Origin of the sequence: Bradyrhizobium sp. LB14.3 (assembly GCF_040547985.1) — a bacterium.
GTDB lineage: Bacteria > Pseudomonadota > Alphaproteobacteria > Rhizobiales > Xanthobacteraceae > Bradyrhizobium.
In genome coordinates this window covers 1-22,102 of sequence record NZ_JBEPQT010000050.1, presented here as the reverse complement: position 1 = coordinate 22,102, position 22,102 = coordinate 1, and the positions used below count along the sequence as shown (strand labels likewise).

The following is a 22,102-nucleotide window of genomic DNA, read 5'->3' as shown; positions in this document are numbered from 1 at the left end:
CCATTGGGCGTCAGTCAAAACGAATCGGTCCATCCCAAGCTTGAATCACAACCAAGCCCCGATGAGAATCCTGAATCCCAACAGACCCTAGGCTGCGAGCGATCCTAGACGCTCGCGAAGCGCTCGGGGCCCAACGGCCTCGGGGGATGCCAATGTGCTGGCTGCGGTGAAGCGGCTCCGTCCGCGAACGCAGTGTTGCTGGCTGCGTGCCGGGTATGAGGCACGAGTAACCTCGGCAGATTTTAGATCAAACGACGGTCGTTCTCGTGCGTACTTTCCTTCTCATTGTGGGAAAATATGACTACTGGTGAACGTTCTGTTCGTTGTAGTTGTCCTGCCCTCGCGCAGAACGGCACCTGCTCGGCGAGCAGGAACTCCGTCTCTGGTGACGATCAACACGATGGCCCGTCGATCGGACGATCACGACCCACCATTTCTGCGGCGCGGGATGACGCCGGTTGCAATCAGAGTTCTTTCGTCGTCCTCCCCCTTCCAGTCCTTCGAGCGTGGAATGCGGTTAGGCGGCACTTCAGAGGGCACCACGACTAGACGCGGGCCATCGCGCGCTTGAGAGTCTTGTGGATGTCTTCACCGCGCCGCGGGCCCTCCGAGCGATTCAGCGAGAACCATCAGCCAGATCGCCAGCGCGCTCGCTATGGCGATTCCTCCAAGCATGGTTATGAGCCGCATTTGAACGATGATGTGAAAAGTTCAGAGCCTCAGGGGGTAACAGCCGGCGTCAGCATTCCCATTTCAAACCGCAATCGGCGCTCAATTTGTCTGCCGCTTTTGGGCTGAAGCCCGCTCGATCAGGAAATCGTCCAAATCTCGGCCGCCTCGAAGCTTCGGCCGCAGCCATCGAGGTAGCCTGCCGCGACCCGACCATGTCTCCGCTGGGTTCTTCGGATTGCGATATTTGGGACGGACGGGCGGGTATGGACGGCGGCGCTTACGATTGAGCCGTGTGGCCTCATTGGCCAGTCCGATCCTGTGAAGCCTTTCCTCCAGATGTGCTTTTGCACCAACATTTTCTGAGTGAGTTTGGCGGCGACCTCTTGGTGAAATATCCAGAGCTCGTCAACGGAGAGCGAATTGAAATGCGCGGTGGTCATGGCTCCATCCGAATCTTGGGCAGAAGGCCCACGCAGACGAGTCGGGAATCCGGGAGCAGACAAGCCGTCAATTAAATAATGATCGTGCAATCCACGTTTAAATGGGAGGGCAGAATGGCGCAACAGTGGTAATATCGTGGCGGAGTATTTAATTGCTGCGAGGGGTATCCACGTATCGTGACATCCACAAACTCACCCCTCGGCGAGAAGCGATTTCGTGTTCGGGGACCAGCGCAACGATGGCGATCGACCGGGCGGCGGCGGCGCGGATCGCGGGCGGCAGCGAGGCCCGGCGCAACTCAGGTGGCTCGATGAATCGATCGCGCTGCCTCGTGTTGCAACCCCGGAGTACTGGGCCGGCATATTAATCAGGCGGCCAAGAGTACAATTAATTCGTCGCGCTGCCCGATTTAAGCCGCATGGGAGCCGTTGTCGCCGCTGAGGCTCGAGCGGGGGTGGGGCGAACCCGGGAGTTTTCGATGTCCGGTCATTTGCGATTGTACTTCGCCAGCCTAGTCCTTGTTGGAGGTTTTTGGGCAGCGCCTGCGTCTTCCAATTCGCTTGCCGACTTCTTCAATACTGCTACGTCCCAACCCACGGTAACCTCTCCGCCGCAAGCCGAATGCGTGCCGCGTCCCGGTACCTCGACCACCGGCGGACAGCATTGGGTCTACCGAACGGACGGTCACCGCAAATGCTGGTTCCTGGCCGAGGGCGTCGCGACGGTGAAGAAGCCCATTCGGGCTCGCATGGCCAAAGACCGCAGCGCCAGTTTGGACGAAAACGGGACCACGCAGACCAGGCGGCGCGCGGTCGTTGATGCGCGCGCGGAGTTGCTGCGCTCCGCACCGCCCGAGCAATCTCAGCCGCCTGTACCTGGAATGAAGGTAGCTGATGCCGCTTCCGATCTCTTCACGGGCCTCACCCTGATGTCGGCGGTCCCCATTGTCGATCTTCCCAGCAACCAGCTCACGCCCGAACACTCCATGCCCAGCCGAGTCGACGTTGGGCAGCTTCTCCCCGCCGCGTCCGCCGACCCACCTCAAGTTATACCGCTGCGCGTGCGCACTGCAGAGACGCGCGACGAAGCCCGCAGCTGGACGGCCTGGTTTGGTGTGCTGCTGATGACGCTTGGCGGCCTCTCGCTCTTAAGCTCGAGCCGCACGCTTCGGTACGCGGTGAGATTACGCCACTGAGGTAGCGAGATACGAGGTACTGCCGCCGCGCGATCGATGGGATTCCAGGGACCAGTATAGCGGAACTGCCACACGTACAAAGGTTCCGTACGCCGCACTTAATTTGGCACTGCCTTAGACGGACATTCGACTACGATGATGGTCGCCCTTTGGATGGGCCTGCATCATGCGGTACAAAGTGTTCGTGGTGGACGGCAGCCGGCAAGTGATCTGCGCTGCAAAGCTCGACTGCATTGACGAGCAAGCGGCGAGACGCCGAGCCGAGCAAATGCATGACGAGCACGACGTTGAGCTTTGGGAAGGCGATCGACTTGTTGCCGTGTTCCGAAGTGCAACGTCGAATGAAAGTCGGAGCTAATGCGCGGTCCCGAATAGACGGCCGGTCTCGTCGCCGAGTTAGTTCGAGCGTTGTGGGGCACCCCGGCCCGTCTGGTTGCCGACACGTCGCAGCGACGTCGTCGCCGAGCCTCGCTACTGCGGGGATGAAGGCGCCAGTCCTCTTTCAAAATAGTGGCAGATGCGAGGAACGCGGGCAATCCGTCCATCGAATCGCGCGAGTGAGCCAACGCGGGTCAACCTTCGGACCGCCGGGTCTCTAAACGGCTCTTGCTCCGCCGCTCGCTTTGGTACGCCGTCTTCTGCCGATTGTTCTTGCTTCTACATGTCGGAGCTTACGTCGAAGCTTCTCCACCTGTCTAAGCTCCTCCAGAAGCGCCTGGTGCCGTTCGCTCAGAACAGCACTAGAGAAAATCGGACGCGTACTCGACATCACATGCCTCAGAAAATGACTTGAAGTAAGAAGTCGACGAAAAGCGAAAGACAAAGGACACTCGACCGAAGCTCAATGAGCTGAAGCCGCAGCCGCCAGATGCTCCCAGTACTCTGCCTCTGCAAGCAGTTTCCAGCTTCTCTCAGGTTGGAGTGCGGCAGTCTGTCGGCAAAGCAGCGCCATTGCACGAAGGCGGCGGGCAGCTTCCATTTCAACCTCCCATGTTCTCCCCAAACATATTTTTCAATTTTGAGATGGAGTCATCATGATTATATGCAATAATCAAATTTATCGTTTAACGGCGGTCAATTTGGTTCCCTTGGTAAGCTGACCGGGAACTGGTTCGGTTTAAGCTTCACATCGATTTCGAATGCTTGCTCGCGGGGAACCTGTTGCGCGGTAAAGCGAACGAGAAACGTGCGCGGGCAGCAACACGAGAAGCGAAGCTTCGTGCGCGAGCATCGCAATGTCAGAAATCCCAACCGAGGACTCTTCTCGCCGCCCTCCAGGGCACGTGCGCCGGCTACCGAGCCATAACCCAGCAGTTGGGTTGCGTCAGCGGTCTGGCTACGCGCCTGGCTCTTAGAGCGCACCACCATTGAGTTCCGCGATGGTCTCAAGCTCTGGAACGTGCGCCCGGGCGACAAGCTGACCCGATGAGGATGACCAGCATCACATTGAAAGCCAAGTTCGCCGCTTCACGGCGGGCCCGGATCGCGTCGGATGCGCAAGTTAATAATCACAGGTTGGCGCAACGTGTTGCGAGACTGTTGCTTTCATGCCTCGTCTTCGCAGACAGGCTGAGTTTGGCTCCAGCTGGCTCCCTGCGACTGTCGATCCATGCGGACCGAGTGCATCTGGGAGACAAGCCGTAAAATTCCGTTGTCGCCTCGCAAGGAGGGGCGCAAGAGCCTCTTTGTTTTTGATTTCGATGCATTAATCATTAAATTTGACGAATAAATAAAAAATGGACTGGCGCTTTAATCTAAATAGATTTGATTTGATCAGGAGGGGATGATCGTGGCGCTTCTTGATCACGGTTGTCGCTTCTGAAGCCGCGAATATTGCAGAATCAATAATTGCCAACGTGGACGGTCAAGCACCGGCCACAATGGGCAGGGGGAACCGCTAGTTCTTTTGCGTAACTTGGCAGGGATTGTCGCTGGCGGCCTATCGCCGTCCGAGCGAGCGCTAGCAATTTGCGTGAATTGATTTTGCGGTGACGCTCTCTGCTCTGCATTGGCAGACGAGGGTTGCGAATGACGTGCACGCATTTTGTAGCAATGTTCGGCCGGGCTCGCGCAATTTCGAATTCGTTTTCGTCAACTTGCGATCGTTCGATCCAGCCAGGTTTGCGGTTTGCAAACATGGCGGCTGTCAGGCGCGCGACCGTGCACACGACATCCGCTCGCGAGCTCGGAGCGACTCTAGCCCCAAACAGGCTTGAGCGGCACATGTTCTCTTTGCGCATTTTCGAGTGCGAAAGCGGTCGCGGCATTTCGCTTCCCTGCAGGGCGGCGTAAAGGCTGTGAATCAGCACGGGCTTGGCGCTCTGCTTTGCCAGTTCGCCAATGACTTCCGTCGCTACCAGTTCGATCTGCGACAATGCGGCGGCAAATCTAACGCCATACCCGCCAAAACGTCCGGTGATGAGAACCCCATCCACATTCGTGTCCTCAAGCAGTGCCTTCGCGCAGGCGGCGAAGACGGAAGGATCCGCATCCGTGCCGCCGGCGACGTCAACCGGGTTTCCGAGCGAAGCTGCCGCCGGCAGCAGTTTCGCGAGCTTCTCAATGGTTTGAGCGGACAGCGTCGCCAGCGCCAAAGCACTCGGTGTCATCATTCCACCAATGCTGCTCAGCCGTGCAGACCAGGTGATCGACTGACGTCTGGTATTGGCCCGAAGGGGAAGACTCAAGCGCGCGCCCGCCACAGCGTAACCGCAAGCAATATATAGGCAGCACAAGTCCACAGCGACTGCCAATTGTCCGGCCCTTCGCTAAGCGCCGCATAGATGGCTGCCACCAAGAATACGCCGGCAAATATCGCTTCCGCCATGGGGCGGATTCCTTTCTTGGGGCCATTGAGCTGTGTCATAGCCGCAAAAGGGACCGCCGCCATAGTGAGGGCCGCAAAAGGAAAATCCTTTTCGCGCGGGTCAAACATGAAGCCCAGCGCGGTCTCCGTGCCGATCACGATGGTTACGATCAAGATCCATCCGTGCATGATCGCCAGCACCGATGAGGTGCGGTAGTCCTTCGGACCCAGCAATTCCAGAAATGTGGGCGGTGCGCGCCCTGACATCAGGGCGTTGGCGCCGAACAGCGGCGAGGCAGTTGCCGCCACCAGAAGTGCGCCCCACAGAAGCCAGCTGCCCGCGTCGTAGCTTTCATAGAACACCTTTTGAGCGGCCCCCCCAAACAGGACTCCGGCGGTGGTTGCCGATATTCCGACCGCAAACCATGAGACGAGCCGGGGCTGCGAGAGCTTCCGGCGCGAGGTCAGCCATGCAGCGCCGAACACCAGGATCGCCAGCGCCATTCCGCTGCTCATTTGCAGTTTCCAGAGCGGATAATTGCTGACAGGGATGCCGGGCGGATATTTCAGCGTGCGCTGCGCGGAATCAAATAAGCCCCACGATCCGCCGACGGTGCCCTCGAACTCATGCTTCCACAATTCATCATACGCCTCGAACAGGTTGACGCGGAAATTCTCGCGCCGGGCAAGATCGAGAACCTCCGAGATCACCCGCGCCTGATTGGTGCGCGACGGTAGCGCCGAACCGCGCATCCGCCCTTCGCTCGGCCAACCTGTTTCTCCGATCAGGATTTCCTTGCCCGGAAACGCCGACGCCACCTGCTCTCGGACGGCGTCGACGTGAGCAGCGGCAGATTTCGCCGGGACCGGGACGTTTTCCCAATATGGCAGGATATGAACGGTGACGAAGTCGACGGCGTCATCGAGTTCCCGATAGCGCAGCCAGTACTCCCAGACGTCGGAATAGGTGACGGGGACCGTCACTTGTGCCCTGACCGAGCGGATTAAGGCAGCAAGGTCGGAAGGCGTCATCTTCCGATGCAACAGAACCTCGTTGCCCACAACGAGTGCGGTGATGGTTTCCGGATATTGCTGGGCGAGGCGTATGCCCGTCAATATCTGTGCCGCGTTCTTCTGTCGGTCCCTATCGAGCCAAATTCCCTGAATGACTTTCAGCCCCACCTTGGACGCAAATTCGGGGATCTGATCGAGACCGAGATCAGTCGCATAGGTGCGGATACAGTCGGTTATTTTGGCAAGCTGGGCGAGATCTTCCGCGATCTGGTCCCGCGGCACTGGTGTCGGCGACTCTGACGTTTGGTTGTTGCGGAAGGGCGCGTAGGATATGCATTGCAGTTTGGCATTCGGATCGATCGGTGCGCGCGCCAAGTTGATCGGTATGGCCAGCCACCACCACGCCGCGGCGATCGCACCTAGGGATATGATGAGAAGCGCCAGAGGCGTGCGAAGCGAAATAGTTTGACCCTCCAACGTAGAGATCGTCGGTCAAAAGGCATGCTGTCGTGACCCGACAACAACAGAAATCATCGTCCGCCGGTACCTACTTGACTGTGAAAGCTGCTGCCAGATCGTCCGTGCCGCAAGAGGCGAGTCAACATCCACGAAGGCCTTAAGGCTACCGCAGGGCAGGGCAGGTAGAAATAATCTTCGCCATCTCCCGAGATAGCCTTCGGGGAACGGCAGCAGAGTGGCCTTTCTCTGACGGTCGCCGTGCCGGCTAACGAACGTCGCCTATTGGCCCGTCTAGACGTGCCGGCCCGATCTGACCACGTCCGCTTATCCGCCGACTTTCCGCCAGCATAATAGCGCCGGCAGCCACCGGGACAATGACGAGGACCGTGGCAAGCGCCTCCGCCGAGGCCAGGGTGTCGTACCGGTCTGTTCCAAAGCTCAAGCATACGCTGGCCTCTAGCGACGCACGCCCACCAACGATGAATGCACTCTGTCGAAAGGACGTACGTTCGCGCACAAAGTACGATGCTACGTTTCGTCGCGTGCGTTTTGATCGCGCGGCAACATGACCAATGCCGGGCGCCGGAATATTGAGCGAAGTAGTTGCGGTCACCGCGCAGTAAGATCGCCCGCGGCTATGTCGAAGATGTTGACCGACTGTGAAGTAGTTTACATCCCTGTATTCTTGGCCCGGGCTAATGTGGCGAAGGCTTCTTACTTTGAAGGAGGCATCCGATGCACACCGCAATCAAATGGAACTCCCGATATAACGCTCGCGAATGGGTGACGATGGCTGGGACGCTCGTCGTTCAACTCCGCGCACTGAATGCAAACCGACAGAAGGGTGAAAGCAAGTCAAGGCGGCCACTCTGGAAACACTTCGACGACACCCATCATTGGGACTCAACCGCGGAGGAATGGGTCCCCGACCATGATCGGTGATGGTGCAGCCTTACCGGCCTAGGCCGCGAAGCTGAGCGAGCACAGGTATCGGACCGGCAATTCTCCCACTCGTAGGGAGGCTGAAGACGCGGCAGCCAAAGCTATCGATCACGGTTCGTGGCTCCGATCGCGGCATCGAGTGCCTTGCGTTCCGTGTAGTCTGAAATCGGCGCAGTGTTGCTCGCGTCCGTTCGAGGCGGCGGCGTGGTCAGGATCAGGCGTGGTTTGAGCGGAAGCGCCTCAAGGGCGGCCTTAAGCGTCGTGACCTGCGGCATAAATTTGCGAGCGTTGTCGCAATGGCGAAGGACCTTGCGGCCCGGACCGTCCTGGCCGCGGCGTCAACTATTTTTGGGAGGAGTTTGCCAGCTATGTGCAGGCTCGCTACAAAACGCAGCAGCTGCGCGTCGAAGGCTTAGCTGCGCAGGGCAGCCGCCTCGATTGCGGCTTCTGCCATCCGGAACGGCCGAGAGCCGAATAGCGTGGAGTCCGTTAAGAGCGCTTATCGGACGTCAGCGGCGCGTTGCGCAAGGACCGCAATGACCCTTAACAGACATCGCGCTTGGCGGCGTTCACTTTTCGCCTGGGCCACTATGTTACATTGGGAAGAAGTCCGGTGATCGGCGCTTCGGTCGACAGATGTGCCTTCGCAAGCCTCTCTAATGTGCTATTCTCATCGTATAAGCCATAGGTATACCATGACCGGTATTGCAGAGTGGCTAGCATCGATCGGTTTGGGCGAGTACGCCGAGCGATTCCGCGAAAACGCCATCGACCTCTCGGTCGTTCGAGATCTCACGGAGCAGGATCTAAAAGATTTGGGCGTCCTGCTTGGGCATCGCCGCAAGATGCTGCGCGCGATCGTAGAACTTCAGGGAGAGGTCCCGCGAAAGCCTCAAGTGGGCGCTAAGCCGGCGTCGGCGGACCCCGCCGGGCGGCGTCAGCTTACAGTCATGTTTTGCGATTTGGTCGGCTCGTCGGCACTTTCGGCCCGCCTTGATCTGGAGGACCTGCGGGCCGTAATGGGCACCTATCACGGCTGCATCGCAGAGGTTGTTGCCCGGAATGAGGGCGTTATCGCGCGGTACATGGGAGATGGCGTGCTCGCCTATTTCGGCTATCCCCAGGCGCACGAGGATGATGCCGAACAGGCGACACGCGCAGGGCTGGCGCTGGTCGATGCCGTAGCTAGCCTCCGGACAGACCCCGCCACCGAGCTGCAGGTTCGCGTTGGCATCGCTACCGGTATGGTGGTCGTGGGCGATTTGACCGGCGAAGGTTCAGCTCAAGAGCAGACGGTCATTGGCGAGACGCCGAACTTGGCTGCGCGCCTGCAGACCTTCGCCAATCCCGGTACCGTGCTGATTTCCGAAAGTACGCACCGGCTCACTGATGGGCATTTCGAACTCCGCAATCTCGGCCCTGTCGCGCTTAAAGGATGGGCGGAGCCAATGCCAGCCTGGCAGGTCCTGGGAACAACCGAAGTGGAAAGCCGCTTCGAGGCTCAGCACAAAACCCGATTGGCGCCGCCAATTGGGCGTGACGAGGAAATCGAGATGCTCTTGCGTCGCTGGCAGCACGCCAGGCGTGGCGAAGGTTGCGCGGTGATGCTCATCGGAGAGCCCGGTATCGGCAAGTCGCACATTGCGCTGGCGCTTGAGGAGCGGCTCGAGGCCGAACCGCATATCACGGTGCGCCAGTTCTGCTCGGCGCACCACACCAACAGTGCGCTGTATCCTTTCACCCGCCAGCTTGAACGCGCTGCCCGGTTCGAGCGGGGCGACCCGCCCGCAGAGAAGTTCGCTAAGCTCGAGGCTCTGCTCGTGCGGGCTGATGCCGACCGCGTGTTGCTACCTCTGGCCAACCTTCTGTCGCTACCACCAAGTGAGCGCTACCGCATTCCAGAGCTGAGCCCGCAGAAGCGCAAGGAGATGACATTGGCGGCGCTTTTGACTCAGCTCAATCTCTTGGCGGAGCGACAGCCCGTGTTCGTCATTGTGGAGGATGTCCATTGGGCAGATCCGACGTCGCTGGAGCTGCTCACGATGACCTTGGAACAGCTACCGCGGCTTCGGGTGCTGCTGCTCATCACCGCGAGGCCAGAGTTCACGCCGCCCTGGCCAGGTCATGCGCATGTGACCACGATCTCGCTCACGCGGCTGAACCGACGCAACGGGGCGGCGCTAATCGAGCGCGTCACCGCCGGCAAGACGCTCCCGGAAGAGGTAATGGAGCAGATCCTCGCCCGCACCGATGGCGTGCCCCTATTCGTGGAGGAACTGACAAAGACTGTGCTCGAAACCGGGCTATTACATGAGCAGGGCGATCACTACATCCTCAACCGTCCTCTACCCCCGATGGCGATTCCGACAAGTTTGCACGCATCGCTGATGGCGAGGCTCGATCGATTGGCTCCGGTGAGGGAGGTGGCTCAGATCGGCGCTGTGGTGGGTCGCGAGTTCTCCTACGAACTGCTGAGCACCGTAGCCGGGTTGCCAAAAGAGAGACTTGAGGAGGCGCTTGCGCAGCTGGTTCGGTCGGAGTTGATATTCTGCCGGGGCGAGATACCCCAGGCGGTCTATACCTTCAAGCACGCGCTTGTGCGGGATGCTGCCTATTCGGGACTGCTGAAGAGCCGACGCGCAGCGCTGCATGCCACGATCGCAGACGCCTTCGAGCAACGGTTCCCGGAAATTGTGGAGAATCAACCCGAAACTCTCGCGCACCATCTGAAGGAGGCCGGGCTGTTCCAAAAGGCGGAGGCATATTGGCTGCGCGCCGGCAAGAAGGCCGCTATGCGCTCGGCCAACCTGGAGGCCATCGCGCACTTGCAACGAGGTATCGAGGCCTCAGGCCATCTGCCCGACAGCGCGCGAAAGGACAGGTTGGAACTTGACTTCCAATTCGCTCTTGGGCCCTGCCTGATCGCTACTCAAGGACCAGCCTCGAACAAGGCGATGGCAACCTTTGCCCGCGCGCGTGAGCTGTGCGAGCGCCTTGGAGACCCTCCCGAGCAACTCCAGGTGATGTTCTGGTTGACCACCGCGAGCGTAATGCGCGGTGAGTTGCCGGTGGCTGAGGAAACGATCGCCGCCCTGCTCCAACTCGCCGAAACGCGCGACGATCGACCGACGTTGCTCAATGCGATGCGCGGGCAGGGGATGATCCGCCTTTTCATGGGACGTCTGACCGGTGCCCATGAAGCGATCGAACGGGCCTACGATGCCTTTGAGGCGAGCAGCGAGGAGGATAGGCTGGCGGCACGTGTGGCCGGCCAGGATGCCGGCGTGGCTGACCTGGCGTTGATGTCGTGGGCGCTCTGGCTGCTCGGCCACGCTGATACGGCACTCACGCGAGTGAACGTCGCCATTCAGCGTGCCGACGCCATCAGTCATCCGCATTCGCAGGCGTATGCTTGTTACTATGCATGCATTCTTCACGCCCTTCGCGGCGAGTTCCTGACTGCGCAAGGTCATGCCGAACGCTGTATCGCCCTGTCGGAGGAGCATGGATTCCGGCAATGGCGCTTGGCGCGCGCTATTCGGGGCATATGCGTGGCGTCGCTCGAACCTTCACCCAGCGCACTCGGGGAGATCCGTGCCGCGTTGGACGAATATCACAGCGCGGGTTATCAGCTGGCCATCACCGCGCTCTACGTGCTTTTGTGTCCGCCATTGTTGATTGGTCACGACTACGAGGCGGCGCTGGAATTGATCGAGCACGGCCTCGCTACAACGAGCCGAAATAGCGAACGAATTTTGGAGGCCGAATTGTATCGGCTGAAGGCGCGGGTGCTGGTCCTCCGCGGTGGACCAGACGTCGAAGCCGAAGCGCAGGCACTGCTCGAGCAGGCAATAAATACGGCAAGAAGCCAACACGCCAAGACGCTTGAACTTCGAGCCGCAATGGACCGTGCCTCGCTGTGGATCGATCAGGGCAGACGCGAGGAAGCGCTCAATTTCCTCGCACCGGTTTATGGCAGCTTCACCGAAGGCTTCGAAACGCATGATCTAAAGGAGGCAAAGGTGCTTCTCGATGGGCTGCGGTAATCAAACCGGGACAACGCATGCCCACATTTAAATCGCAACGCGATCTGCTTACTTTGGCTTGGCGCCACTAGCCGCCTTCTTTAGAGCCGCATAAGTACGATCTCGCAGATCTAACCAATTCGCGTCGTGCTGTGGATTCTCGTTTATGAAAATGGGCTTGAGCAGCTTGCCGTCTTTAATATTCGCCTTAATCTCGTTTTCCGCTTTGTTAAATGCGTCGATTGCTTGTTTGGCGGCGGCGTATCCCAGCGTTATCGAATTTTCGAGATTGCTGTGATTCCATTTGAAATTGATGTGCCCCGGCACGTGAATCTCGATGACTACGCCTCTCCAAGGTTTTTTCCCGTTCTTGCCGTCCGCGGCTGGCTTGTCGAGCATCCCGCACTCGACTGCTTTCTCGAGTATCCCGGCTTCGGCTGCTCTGTCGAGTGTGTGCGCCTCTTTGACGTGATATTTGAAAAGCTTGACGTCATCCTCGCCGACCGTTGCCGCAAACAGTTGGCAGAGATTTGCTAGCGCATCGTGAAGATTTTCCGGCCTGCGGATTTGCTTCGCATCGACGATCCGGCTCACCCAGATTTCTTCCAAATCGGGGTGCTCCTCGAGCAAGCTATCGAAGTTCACAGTATCGACTAACGCCCCTTCGCAATATGTAACTTGGTCGATCTCAACCGTCCCTTCGACGAAGGGAAGAGACGAACACGCACACAGGCTGCGTGAGTCGATAGCTCCCTTGTACTGCTTTTTCTCGTCCTCCTTCATCCGACGATTGGAAAACAACGCCAGCTTCTGTTCGTCGAGATTCCAGGCGTTGTGATAGATGTGTGGCATTCGGTCCTTTTTCAGCTCGCCGAAGTTTATGCTCTTCATAAACTCGCTATCCGGATAGTTGATCCTGGACAGGCCGTTGACTTTGGACAAGTACATCAGAGAGGTGAGGTATCGGACGAATGGATTAGGTGCGAGCACCTCATTGAGTATCCAGTTGTTGATGTCTCCTTCGCGCCATTCCTTGAAGGGTTCTTCACCACGAGGCAGACGGTTGAACCAAGCGGACATGGTGCCCTGGATCTGTTCCATCATCTTGTACGGTTGCCATCGGAAATCACTGTAACTTTTGGGATCGGTGACGAAGTCCTGGAAGGCCTTGATGTTGGCGTTCCAATCCGCCCCGAATACGGTGTTTATGGGGAAACGCTTATAGCCTTCATCGTCCCGAAACACGCCGTCCCTGAAGAATTCATAGGTCAGTTCGGCTCTGCTTTTGTTTTCTTTTTTGATTCTTTCTTCATTGAATTGATTGTGGACGATGCCAACCCAAGCGCCGATACAGGACAACGCCCACACATCAGACTCATCGTCGAACGTCTTGCCGTCATCTGCAAGCGCTTTCAGAACCCCGATGTGTAGCCCTGCTGCCGGTCCGCCGCCGCCGAGCGTAATCGCTCTCTTCACCATTGGTTCCTCCATCTAATTTACTTGTGGCTTATTCTCCGATCAAGTTTCTGAATTCCGTGAAGAGAAAGAGATTAATCGTTTTCGGGATCATTGGAAAGCGCAGTTGACGTCGACATTCGACGCTTTCTCGGACCTGCGCATCGCACTAACGCACCTCCGCTGAGGGCGCGGGCTTGCGTATCGCGCGCGGTCACAATCTGACACGCGTGCTGAACATCGTCGGAATGAAACCGCTGCTGGCAGCGGTGAGGGCGTGATACGGGCGCGGCGCGCCCCGTTGCGGTTCATGGGGAGCGTAAAAAGAGCTCGAACTTGCCTCAGGATGAGTTCTGGCCGAGCGGCCGTCAAACCTGCCAAAATTGATCGGACTGCGGCAGCCTGAGTTCGACCGCGCCGATCCCGCGTCATGCAATAGTGTTTTTATTCCACCAAGATGCGATAGGTGCCATTCCGAGATTGGCCGTACACGGTGTTGCACAACGGCCCGGTGAATGGCCGAGCAGAGGCCTGTGGGACCACAGCGCTGGCCCGGAACGACATTGTGTATACAGAGCTGCCCGTTCTGTTTTGCCGAGCCGGATGAGCAGGCAAATGGCTTCAGCCACTCGACCCCAATATTATCCGTTTGCTGTCTCTGCGCTGAGTGATGAGGTAATTAACACAGAGGCCGCGAACACCACCAAGAATGGCTTGCGCCTATCTGACAGCGCCGTTTGCTTGTCCGGTCTCATCACCACTATCATTGAAGCTCTTGGTGATGCAGTGTGACAAACCCGATACTCGCCCGTATCGTCAGCTCTGGGTTCGGAGCTCGGCTAAACCAGCTGGTAGGCGGTGAACCCTCTGTTGACGGGGCCGCGGCGACTAGCGCCAGGAAAACAGTCAGGGCTTCTGTCGGTTCTGAAGTTAAATTCTCTAGATTTGATTTGTAAAGGCAAAAATCAGAAAAATATATCGCCAGTTTATTTGATTCGTTATATTGATATTTATTGGATGTGCGGAGCGCGCCGCGTATTCGGATTTACAAAAAACTGAACGACAGAATTGGAAACTCAGTGCCAGCGCAGCGCCGACAGCCGAGCGCGACTCAAACAGCGGATAGCTCAGCCTGTAAGAAGGAACAACGTTAGGCTCGTCTAGATGCGAGCGTCGAACGGGTGGCCAACCTGTACTCGTTTGAATGCCGGCCGTCGCGCTCCTTAGTTTAACGCCTCACTGCCAAACCAAACGGAGGGTAAGATGAAGAGTGCGCTGGCGATCATTGCTGTTGCTTCTCTCTTTGTTTCGTTTTCGTTGGAAGTAAAGGCGCAAACCATGCCGCCCGCTAGCGGTGCGGCAAAATCCAAGGCGCCGGTGGCGCAACCAGCGAAGGGCGCGGCCGCGCAGAAAAGGATGATGACCACCTGCACCCCCCGTCAAAAAATGTCCGGAGCAGCCTGCTCGTAACAAGCCGAAGGCCGCCGACTTAGGCGGCGGCCCGCTAGAGCGGAAACGAGCGGTCGGGCCACCGATCGTCGTGCTTGTCCACTACTCCCCTTGGTTCGCGGATTGGGAAGCCACGGCTGGCTTTTCGACAAACGGTCGGGCCGCGTATTCGCCAGCGCAGGCGGGCCGACTAGCATGGTCTGGCCACTACAACCACGTTCGAACGTAGCGTTGCTCGCGATGACGAATTGCTGCTCGCGGTGCTTCAGCGCGAGTGGAGATTTAGGGGTATCGGTCGGTACAGTTGTGGCCGTTGCGCGTAAACAGCCGCACGGCTTTGAAACACGCGCCCGCGAGCCGCAGCACATCGCGGCCCGCAGTCGCTCAAGCTCGTCAACAATGAAGCCGGGAAATTGCATTAAGTGGAGAGCTGACGAACGCGGAGCAAGATACCGGCTGTCCCTTTTGAAAGCAGTCGTGGTCTGCCAGTCGGATTGCGACAAAAAAGGGCAGGAGCTGCGGATTATTCGGACCGGCAGCTTACGTGGCGCCAACCTTGCGCTCGGCGTCCGTCAGAATACCTCGATCAAGCCACGATTCATGACCGGCCCGAGCTGCAGAGTTGTTTTTATCCGCTAGCCGGCATCCGGCGCTAAGTCAGTATTTGCTCGGACGTTACTATAACCCGAAGCCAGCTTTGGTGATCTTTGATCCTCCACTTGGGTTTAGCTGATGCAGATATTCAGGGCTGAACTCGGCTACAGCTTGCAGTTTCTGTGCGCGGAGCAGAGTAACGGTGTGGTTTTCCCATTCGCTGAGGCCCAAAGCCCTGAGTTCCTGGATGGTCCTGTTCACGTGAACTACTGAAAGCCCACATGCATCGGCAACACCTTGCTGGGTGAGCGGAATCCGGAAGCTGCCGTTGTCCGCCAGCCCGACGAATTCCATGCGAGTGGTAAGCTCGCAAAGAAGATGCGCGAGTCGACCTAAGGCTTGGCGGGCTCCGAGATTCTCAACCCATTCGCGATAGATGGCAGCCTGTATCAGCGTTTCGCGCCAAAAAGCGTGTGTAAGTCCGAGAGAGTCGGTCATCATCTCTCTGAGAGATGAATGGGGCACAGCGGCTATCGTCGAATTGCCTATGCTGCAAAGATCACAATCCGCGATCGGCAAATGCAGGGTAGGCAAGTCGGGCATGTCCCCAGCCAGGTAGAACGAGAAGATCTGATTTCGATCATTCACCACTCTTTGCCGAGCTAGAAAGCCGTCGATCACCACGATGCAGCTGCTGGGCTTGCCCCGTCAGGGCAGCAGGCGTTGCCGCAATATCATTTGGCAAGCGATCCTCGTAGCGGCTCAGCATGCGGATTTAGTCGATCTGCTAGGTCTCTCAAGCCGCCCGTGATCCCTCCTGACGCGCCACAATGACCCAGTAAACTACTGTTTCTCGAGATGCGCATTGCGGATTTCAATCTTGATGCGAGGCTACCTCTCACAAAAGTCAGCGCTTTGCCCCAAGATCTTCCACCTGCATCCGCATGAGTTGGTGGCGCATCAATAGAATGCGACGGCGATACGTTTTTCTTTACGCCAGACGACTGAACAGCGACGTGGGCCACCGTCCGGAATGACAGTCAGCGCGAATTCGTCCGGAATCTTTTCATCTCCTGCAACATCAAGGGCGGCACCGTATTCAGAGATGCTGCGAATCAAGCAATTTGCTTTCGAGCGGCCGAAGCTGATTGAGCCGGACTTTGGGATGCGTGTCGAATGAGAACTGTTCTGCTCCATAATTTTTCTCCGAGTAAAGGGTTCGCCCCGCAGAGCGCAAATCGATTGTCGTCGGGCACCTACGGCGATCAAAAAAGAGTTCGCTAGAATCTCGGGACCCGATTCAATCTTAGCGCCTTGAATTAAACTACAACAAAGACTGTTACACCAAAGATGCAATTAAATCGAATTAAATCGACAGCGGATGGTCTATGACGAATGCAAAATGGCTGCACCAGTGCAAGCGGCGCTTAAGATAGCTCATACAGCCGTCGGTTATTTATCTCGATCCCGCGGGGCACTTGTCAGTCTCTGCGGCCGCCGACGGGGACCGGACGGGGTCGATGCGGGTTGCTGAGACCGCGCTACTTTGCGCGCTTGCGCGAGATCGTGAAAAGCGTCGACGCAAGCAACATCGCGATGACCAAAGAATATCGCATGCTCCTATCTCCGCCGGTTAACTCGGACGATACATCAAAACGCTGGACGGCACGCTATATTGGCGCACCCTAGACTGCTCCGGACCGCAGAGTGCCCATACCCGCACAGTTTCTCGCGCAGGTGGCCGGAGTCCGTTGTGCATCACAAGCCGCCGATCACGGCCAAGATGGGAGACTTCCGCTTTGCGTTGGTAGGCCGACGTTTATGAGTACACGTCGTAGCTTCACGGCTTCCGGCGCCGCTGCGGGGTTCCTCAACAGCGGGCGCATGACTTCGATGCTGGTGATGCTGTTTTCCAATCCGGGCGGCAGCGGCATCAATTCGGGCGCCGCATCGTTGCAGGCCGGGCAGGGGTCGCCTGCGCCGTAGAGCCGCCAACGGCATCGCGTTGCCCGACCGGTACGGAGAACATCGCCTCTATCAGCGCGGCCAGGCTCATGCCGCCGACCACCATGCCTCGTGCAGCTTCGTCGCCGTGAGTTAGCTGGAGGGCGGTCACGATGACCGCAATAGCGTCAGGGTTTCTTAGAGGCACGGCAGGTTCAGACCCAAAGGCGGACCGCTGATGTAAGGGGCGGGGTTGCTTATTTTCGCAACTCGATGGACGACTGCTACAACACCTCAGCACGAACCTGAGCCACGCCACGATCCGTAATCCCCAAGGTGCGCGCGGCGGCGAGCGAGAGGTCGAGGACGCGGCCACGAACCCATGGTCCGCGGTCGGTGATCCGAACCACCACCGAATTATTCGTCTCAAGATCAAGGACTCGGACTCTCGTGCCGAACGGCAGACGGCGGTGCGCCGCGGTTAGTTGATTCCGATCAAACGATGAACCGCTCGCTGTCTTGCCTTTGGAATACGAATAGTAGGAGGCTTTTCCGGAAAAGACTCGGTTGAAAGATTGAATGCCCGAACGATCATTCAAGGGCTCTTGTCTGTTCGGAGGTTGCGCTTGCGGCTCATCCTTCTTTATCTGATCGAGTCCTTCAGGAGCGGGCTCCACGTGAGCCTTTGGAATGATGGACCATCTGTCATTGAATGTTTGCCCGACAGCAGGGGTCGGGTGAAGCCCCGTCCAAGCGCAGACTGTTGCAATCACGATCATTCCAGAAAACAGACGCATGATCGACCTTACTAAAGATCACAAGACACAAGAACAATGCAAACTCCTGAGGCGCGTTCCGGGCATGTGCGGGAATCCTGTGCCGAGAGGTGATAGCATACCGATAGTTGAGGATGTGTTGCACGGCGCAGCGTGGACGCAGTGCAGCAAGCAGACAGCCCGCTGCAACGCATCACGTTAATTGGCGAGCAGTTCTAGAGCTCTCTGGCGAAGTGAGCGTCGACACCGCGTGTGCGTGCAGGCGATCCCGCCAGGTCTGCTCCTCGCGATTCGGCTTGACGCGTGCAACCAGAGCGTTTGCGATTTTTTTTTGATGTCCTCTTCGAACTTCGTGCGAAGGCTGAGGTTTACGGAAAATGTCCGTAAGCGTTACGGCTTGCGCCGGGTTGGAACGTTCAACGGCGTCATTCGAGCAATCAAACGACGGCTAGCGTGACTTCTTGAGCGATGAGCTGCAATCTTGACTGCGTGAACAGCCGAGTTTGAGCGTGGGCAAGCCTTCGCGCATGGAGGCCAAACGCGTAGTCGAGGAGTACCTGTGCGATCTGCGGGAGATCATCAGGAAGCTCCGTGGGGGCTCAACTGAGCGAGCCGCTCTTGACGGACGCCCCGCCACGGGAGTCTGATCGGCCGGATGAGGCCCACATCAGCACGATATCGACGAGCTCGCGCGCGTGGAGCGCATCTGCCTCGATAATCCCCAATTATCAAGGGTCAGAGGATCACCGCTCCGCCGAACCTCATTACAATGGCTCGTATTTTTGTGCGCGTCGACCAAAGCTACGGTTGGAAACCGCGGTCGTTACGCTTCTTTCGCGCGCAAACATCTACGACTTGTCTGAAAGGGCAGCGAGGCTTCATCTAGCATCAAGCTCATCCTTGATCGCGCTCCGTCGAGGAACGCCATGCTCGATCCGACTATGGTCGTCGCCGCCAGCGGCAGCCACTTGCGGCTGTACGACACAGCCTGGTCAGAGCAGGTTGTCGCCTGCTCCCGCGTCGCACGGCGGCCGTGTGAATCCAACCGTTGGATGCTCGAGAAGGACGGTTCTCCCCGGCAAGGGTGCGTCTTGCGTATACGATTAGCAAGATTCGCCCGCCAAAGGTCGCCGTGTCTTGATTTAGTGACAAACCGGAATAGGCTCGCGAGCCAACTCTTGGTTCCAAGCCTGACCAAAGCCGACAATGGGAATTTGGCGCATGATCGCTTGGCGCCACAAGGGTCTTCGGTGCGACGTGGCGCAATATGGCGTCACAATGGGAGACCGGCCCTATTCGCGTTTCTTCGTCTGGCCTTGAGCAGCGAAGAGACCTCGCCTCATATCATTTCGGTGCTGTGTGACCGACCGGATGAAGCTTAGTTGGAGGAAGCACTGTGAACGCAAACTGGCCATACATCCCGTTCGAGCAGTGGCGCGAGACATGTTCCGCGCTCCATATCTATTCGCAGATCGTGGGTAAGTACCGACTTGCACGAGCGCCTTGGCTCAACCATTCCTGGCATGCGACCCTGTACGTCAATACACGCGGCTTGACGACTTCGCTGGTACCGGACGGGGCCGGCACTGAGATCACCCTTGATCTCCGGAAACATGTCGTCATCGGAGAAGCAGCAGACGGACGGAGAGCTGAGCTTCCGTTAGGACCAATGTCCGTGGCTGACTTCTATGTACATTTCCTCGAACTCGTTCGGGGAATTGGGGGCACGCCGGAGCTTCACGACCGACCCAGCGAGGTGTCAGCGCCCATCCCCTTTCGCGATGATCGGCAAACCAGGCCCTACGATGCTGCAGCCGTGACAAGGTTCTTCGAGGCGCTGGTGCTCGCCAACAATGTGTTCACCCGATTTCGAACCGGCTTCATCGGAAAGGCTAGTCCGGTTCATCTCTTTTGGGGCAGCTTTGATCTAGCGGTCACGCGCTTCTCCGGACGCCGCGCGCCCCTACATCCGGGTGGCATTCCGGCTTTGCCGGACGAGGTGACCCAAGAAGCATACAGTCATGAAGTCTCGTCGGCGGGTTTTTGGCCGGGCGGCGGCAGCACGGATTTTGCGGCCTTTTATTCCTATGCCTATCCCGCTCCTGCAGATTTTGCGGAGGCTAAGGTGATGCCCGATGGGGCGTACTTCGACCCGAAGCTCGGGGAATTTCTTCTGCCTTACGATGTCGTCAGACAATCGGCTGACCCAGAAGTAGCGCTGACGGCCTTCCTGGAGAGCACCTATCGCGCTGCAGCCGACCTCGGTCATTGGGATCGTATGGCCCTCGATTGTCTCACCGGCTTACCCCGCCGACCGCGACCATTAAGCTAAGCGGCCCGACGGCGCGCCGACGAGGTGCTTGAACAGCTTGGTCGCCATGTCGGCCTTCTGAACCGCCCGGGTCTCTGCCACAGGGCTGCGAGTTCGCGGAACTATACATTATCAGCACGGTTGACTGGTGTTCCCCAATCGGAGCCCGCTTTTGCAAAGCCCTCAGTCAAAACTTGACGGGATCGGAGATACTGCGCGACTTCAACTGCTTATCGGCGGAATCGTGGACGATGCCATCTACATGATCGACGTCGACGGCACGGTGCGCAGCTGGAACTCTGGTGCGCTGCGGTTGAAGGGTTACACACCCGACGAAATCATCGGAAAATCGTTTGCTTCCTTCTATACGCCGGAAGATCGCGCCAAAGGGCTGCCGCAGCGGGCCTTGAGCGTCGCCGCGCAAACAGGCCGTTTCAGCGCCGAGGGCTGGAGAGTTCGCAAGGATGGCGGTCGTTTCTGGGCATCGGTGATCGTCGATGCGATCCGAAATGAAGGCGGTGAACTGATCGGGCAAGGTCACACGAGACATCACCGAGCGGCAACAAGCCCACCAAGAGCTTCTCAATAGTGAGCGGCGCTACCGCCAGCTGATCGAGGCCGTGGTCGATTACGCGATCTTTCAGCTCGATCCGTTCGGCAACGTGACAACCTGGAATCCCGGAGCGGAGCGTATTAAGGGATACGCGCCGCCGGAGATCGTCGGTCGGCATTTCAGCGCTTTTTATACTCCCGAGGACATCGAGCTTGGTGTGCCAACACGTGCGCTTTCTGAGGCGGCAGAGCACGGACGCTTTGAAGCGGAAGGGTGGCGTCTGAGAAAAGATGGCTCCCGCTTTTGGGCGTCGGTCATCATCGATCGTATCACGGACGAATCCGGAAACATCGTCGGGTTTGCAAAAGTCACGCGCGACGTTACGGACCGGACGAGCTCAAGCACGTTCAGGAGCAACTCGCCGCATCTCAAAAGCTGGAAGCGGTTGGGCAACTCAGCGGCGGGATCGCGCACGACTTTAACAATCTGCTCATGATCGTCATTGGCAATCTGGAAACAGCTGAACGGCACGCCAAGTTGCCCGGAGCCAATCTGAATCGGGCGCTCGAATGCGAAACGAGGCGCGCAGAGAGCCGCGGCGTTGACCAGTCGCCTGCTTGCCTTTTCGCGCCGACAGGCGCTCGATCCCAAGCCGATCAACGTGAACAACTACATCAATGGTCCGCAGGAATTCCTCCAGCGTACGCTCGGAGAGCGCATCGAAGTCCAGACCGTCGGAAGTGCGGGTCTATGGCATATCGAGGCCGACGCCAATCATCTGGAGTCATCGCAGACGAACCTTCACTGAGAGAAATCGAGGTGCCGACATCAGCAGCGGCTGGTGATGACCGCAATGACCCGTTGAGGTCGCAGGTCTGATCAATAGTTGACGCGCTCAGCAAAATTGGGCCAGCAGCCGCTGGGATGACTAGAGCTCGGTCCCGGCAGGCGAGTTAATGTTGCTGGACATTCTCTCGGGTCGAACGGCGGCTCCGCTCCGGTGCAGCGCAACCGAATAGATTCGTTGCATGAGTCCGGAAGCGGCCCATCGCGTTAGTTGGCACAGCCCAGCGACATGTCCGGAGCGAGAGGTAGAGCGGAAGTCGTCCCACTCGGGGTCCGACCGCCGCTTGTGACCCAGAGCAGAAGTGAGGGCGTTAGCAATCGAGGTCAGAAAGTGACCTGCACCGATGGTCAACAGGTGGTATAGTCGTTTGGTCGTCGTCCTCAGACAGCTAAGAGGATGGAATGAAGCGGCGAGAGTTCATTGCAGGAACTGCAGCGCTGTTCATTTCGCCACGCCCTTCGCACGGGCAGGGTAAACGTCGTCGTCTCGGCTTCCTCGCCATCGGCGATGGAAGCGGGAAGGCCCTCAATCAAGCCGAGCTTGCGTTCCTTGATGCGCTGCGAAGCCTAGGTTGGATAGAGGGAAAAAACCTGGCCATTGAATATCGGTTTTCTCAACC

Annotated in this window: 13 protein-coding genes and 2 pseudogenes; 8 read left to right on the top strand and 7 right to left on the bottom strand. The window is 58.1% G+C overall.

The features are described from left to right. Window positions 1-771 precede the first annotated feature (771 nt). Window positions 772-981, bottom strand: a complete 210-nt coding sequence (locus ABIB00_RS37340) for an H-NS histone family protein (protein ID WP_354107808.1) — start codon at window positions 979-981, stop codon at window positions 772-774. A gap of 610 nt (window positions 982-1,591) precedes the next feature. Here ABIB00_RS37340 and ABIB00_RS37335 point away from each other — a divergent pair. Continuing rightward, window positions 1,592-2,308, top strand: a complete 717-nt coding sequence (locus tag ABIB00_RS37335; protein WP_354107807.1) for a hypothetical protein — start codon at window positions 1,592-1,594, stop codon at window positions 2,306-2,308. A gap of 1,841 nt (window positions 2,309-4,149) precedes the next feature. Here the strand turns inward: ABIB00_RS37335 and ABIB00_RS37330 are convergent. Continuing rightward, window positions 4,150-4,920, bottom strand: a complete 771-nt coding sequence (locus ABIB00_RS37330; RefSeq protein ID WP_247350999.1) for a hypothetical protein — start codon at window positions 4,918-4,920, stop codon at window positions 4,150-4,152. A gap of 71 nt (window positions 4,921-4,991) precedes the next feature. Beyond that, window positions 4,992-6,605, bottom strand: a complete 1,614-nt coding sequence (locus ABIB00_RS37325; RefSeq protein WP_247351000.1) for a glycoside hydrolase family 17 protein — start codon at window positions 6,603-6,605, stop codon at window positions 4,992-4,994. Window positions 6,606-8,224: 1,619 nt separating this feature from the next. Here ABIB00_RS37325 and ABIB00_RS37320 point away from each other — a divergent pair. After that, complete coding sequence (locus tag ABIB00_RS37320) at window positions 8,225-11,575, top strand: adenylate/guanylate cyclase domain-containing protein (RefSeq protein ID WP_247351001.1); 3,351 nt, start codon at window positions 8,225-8,227, stop codon at window positions 11,573-11,575. A 48-nt stretch (window positions 11,576-11,623) separates the two neighbouring features. On the opposite strand, the gene ABIB00_RS37315 is transcribed toward ABIB00_RS37320, so the two are convergent. Further along, window positions 11,624-13,033, bottom strand: a complete 1,410-nt coding sequence (locus tag ABIB00_RS37315) for a patatin-like phospholipase family protein (protein WP_247351002.1) — start codon at window positions 13,031-13,033, stop codon at window positions 11,624-11,626. Window positions 13,034-14,272: 1,239 nt separating this feature from the next. Here ABIB00_RS37315 and ABIB00_RS37310 point away from each other — a divergent pair. After that, entirely contained in the window at window positions 14,273-14,479 is a 207-nt protein-coding gene (locus tag ABIB00_RS37310; protein WP_247351004.1) for a hypothetical protein, read from the top strand. Between the two features lie 657 nt (window positions 14,480-15,136). Here the strand turns inward: ABIB00_RS37310 and ABIB00_RS37305 are convergent. Beyond that, entirely contained in the window at window positions 15,137-15,736 is a 600-nt protein-coding gene (locus ABIB00_RS37305; RefSeq protein ID WP_354107806.1) for a Crp/Fnr family transcriptional regulator, read from the bottom strand. A gap of 276 nt (window positions 15,737-16,012) precedes the next feature. Further along, the gene (locus ABIB00_RS37300) at window positions 16,013-16,249 is read right to left on the bottom strand and encodes a PilZ domain-containing protein (RefSeq protein ID WP_247351006.1); all 237 of its coding nucleotides are present in this window, start codon (window positions 16,247-16,249) and stop codon (window positions 16,013-16,015) included. Window positions 16,250-16,873: 624 nt separating this feature from the next. Here ABIB00_RS37300 and ABIB00_RS37295 point away from each other — a divergent pair. Next, the gene (locus tag ABIB00_RS37295; RefSeq protein WP_247351007.1) at window positions 16,874-17,038 is read left to right on the top strand and encodes a hypothetical protein; all 165 of its coding nucleotides are present in this window, start codon (window positions 16,874-16,876) and stop codon (window positions 17,036-17,038) included. Between the two features lie 242 nt (window positions 17,039-17,280). Here ABIB00_RS37295 and ABIB00_RS37290 read toward each other — a convergent pair whose 3' ends face one another. After that, entirely contained in the window at window positions 17,281-17,793 is a 513-nt protein-coding gene (locus ABIB00_RS37290) for a septal ring lytic transglycosylase RlpA family protein (protein ID WP_354107805.1), read from the bottom strand. A gap of 1,375 nt (window positions 17,794-19,168) precedes the next feature. Here ABIB00_RS37290 and ABIB00_RS37285 point away from each other — a divergent pair. The 4 genes and pseudogenes from ABIB00_RS37285 to ABIB00_RS37265 all read left to right on the top strand — a co-directional run. Then, window positions 19,169-20,104, top strand: coding sequence for a DUF5996 family protein (locus ABIB00_RS37285; protein ID WP_247351010.1), 936 nt, complete (start codon window positions 19,169-19,171; stop codon window positions 20,102-20,104). Between the two features lie 151 nt (window positions 20,105-20,255). Beyond that, a pseudogene (locus tag ABIB00_RS39265) lies at window positions 20,256-21,164 on the top strand (PAS domain-containing protein); the annotation flags it as partial. A 73-nt stretch (window positions 21,165-21,237) separates the two neighbouring features. Next, window positions 21,238-21,444, top strand: a complete 207-nt coding sequence (locus ABIB00_RS37270) for a hypothetical protein (protein WP_247351014.1) — start codon at window positions 21,238-21,240, stop codon at window positions 21,442-21,444. Between the two features lie 440 nt (window positions 21,445-21,884). Further along, a pseudogene (locus ABIB00_RS37265) lies at window positions 21,885-22,102 on the top strand (ABC transporter substrate-binding protein); the annotation flags it as partial.

Bases quoted from the DNA above. Each gene is read 5' to 3' on its own strand.
- ABIB00_RS37300 (WP_247351006.1), bottom strand. From the start codon at position 16,249: ATGGAGCAGAACAGTTCTCATTCGACACGCATCCCAAAGTCCGGCTCA.
- ABIB00_RS37310 (WP_247351004.1), top strand. From the start codon at position 14,273: ATGAAGAGTGCGCTGGCGATCATTGCTGTTGCTTCTCTCTTTGTTTCG.
- ABIB00_RS37315 (WP_247351002.1), bottom strand. From the start codon at position 13,033: ATGGTGAAGAGAGCGATTACGCTCGGCGGCGGCGGACCGGCAGCAGGG.
- ABIB00_RS37295 (WP_247351007.1), top strand. From the start codon at position 16,874: ATGAGTACACGTCGTAGCTTCACGGCTTCCGGCGCCGCTGCGGGGTTC.
- ABIB00_RS37330 (WP_247350999.1), bottom strand. From the start codon at position 4,920: ATGATGACACCGAGTGCTTTGGCGCTGGCGACGCTGTCCGCTCAAACC.
- ABIB00_RS37335 (WP_354107807.1), top strand. From the start codon at position 1,592: ATGTCCGGTCATTTGCGATTGTACTTCGCCAGCCTAGTCCTTGTTGGA.
- ABIB00_RS37320 (WP_247351001.1), top strand. From the start codon at position 8,225: ATGACCGGTATTGCAGAGTGGCTAGCATCGATCGGTTTGGGCGAGTAC.
- ABIB00_RS37290 (WP_354107805.1), bottom strand. From the start codon at position 17,793: ATGCGTCTGTTTTCTGGAATGATCGTGATTGCAACAGTCTGCGCTTGG.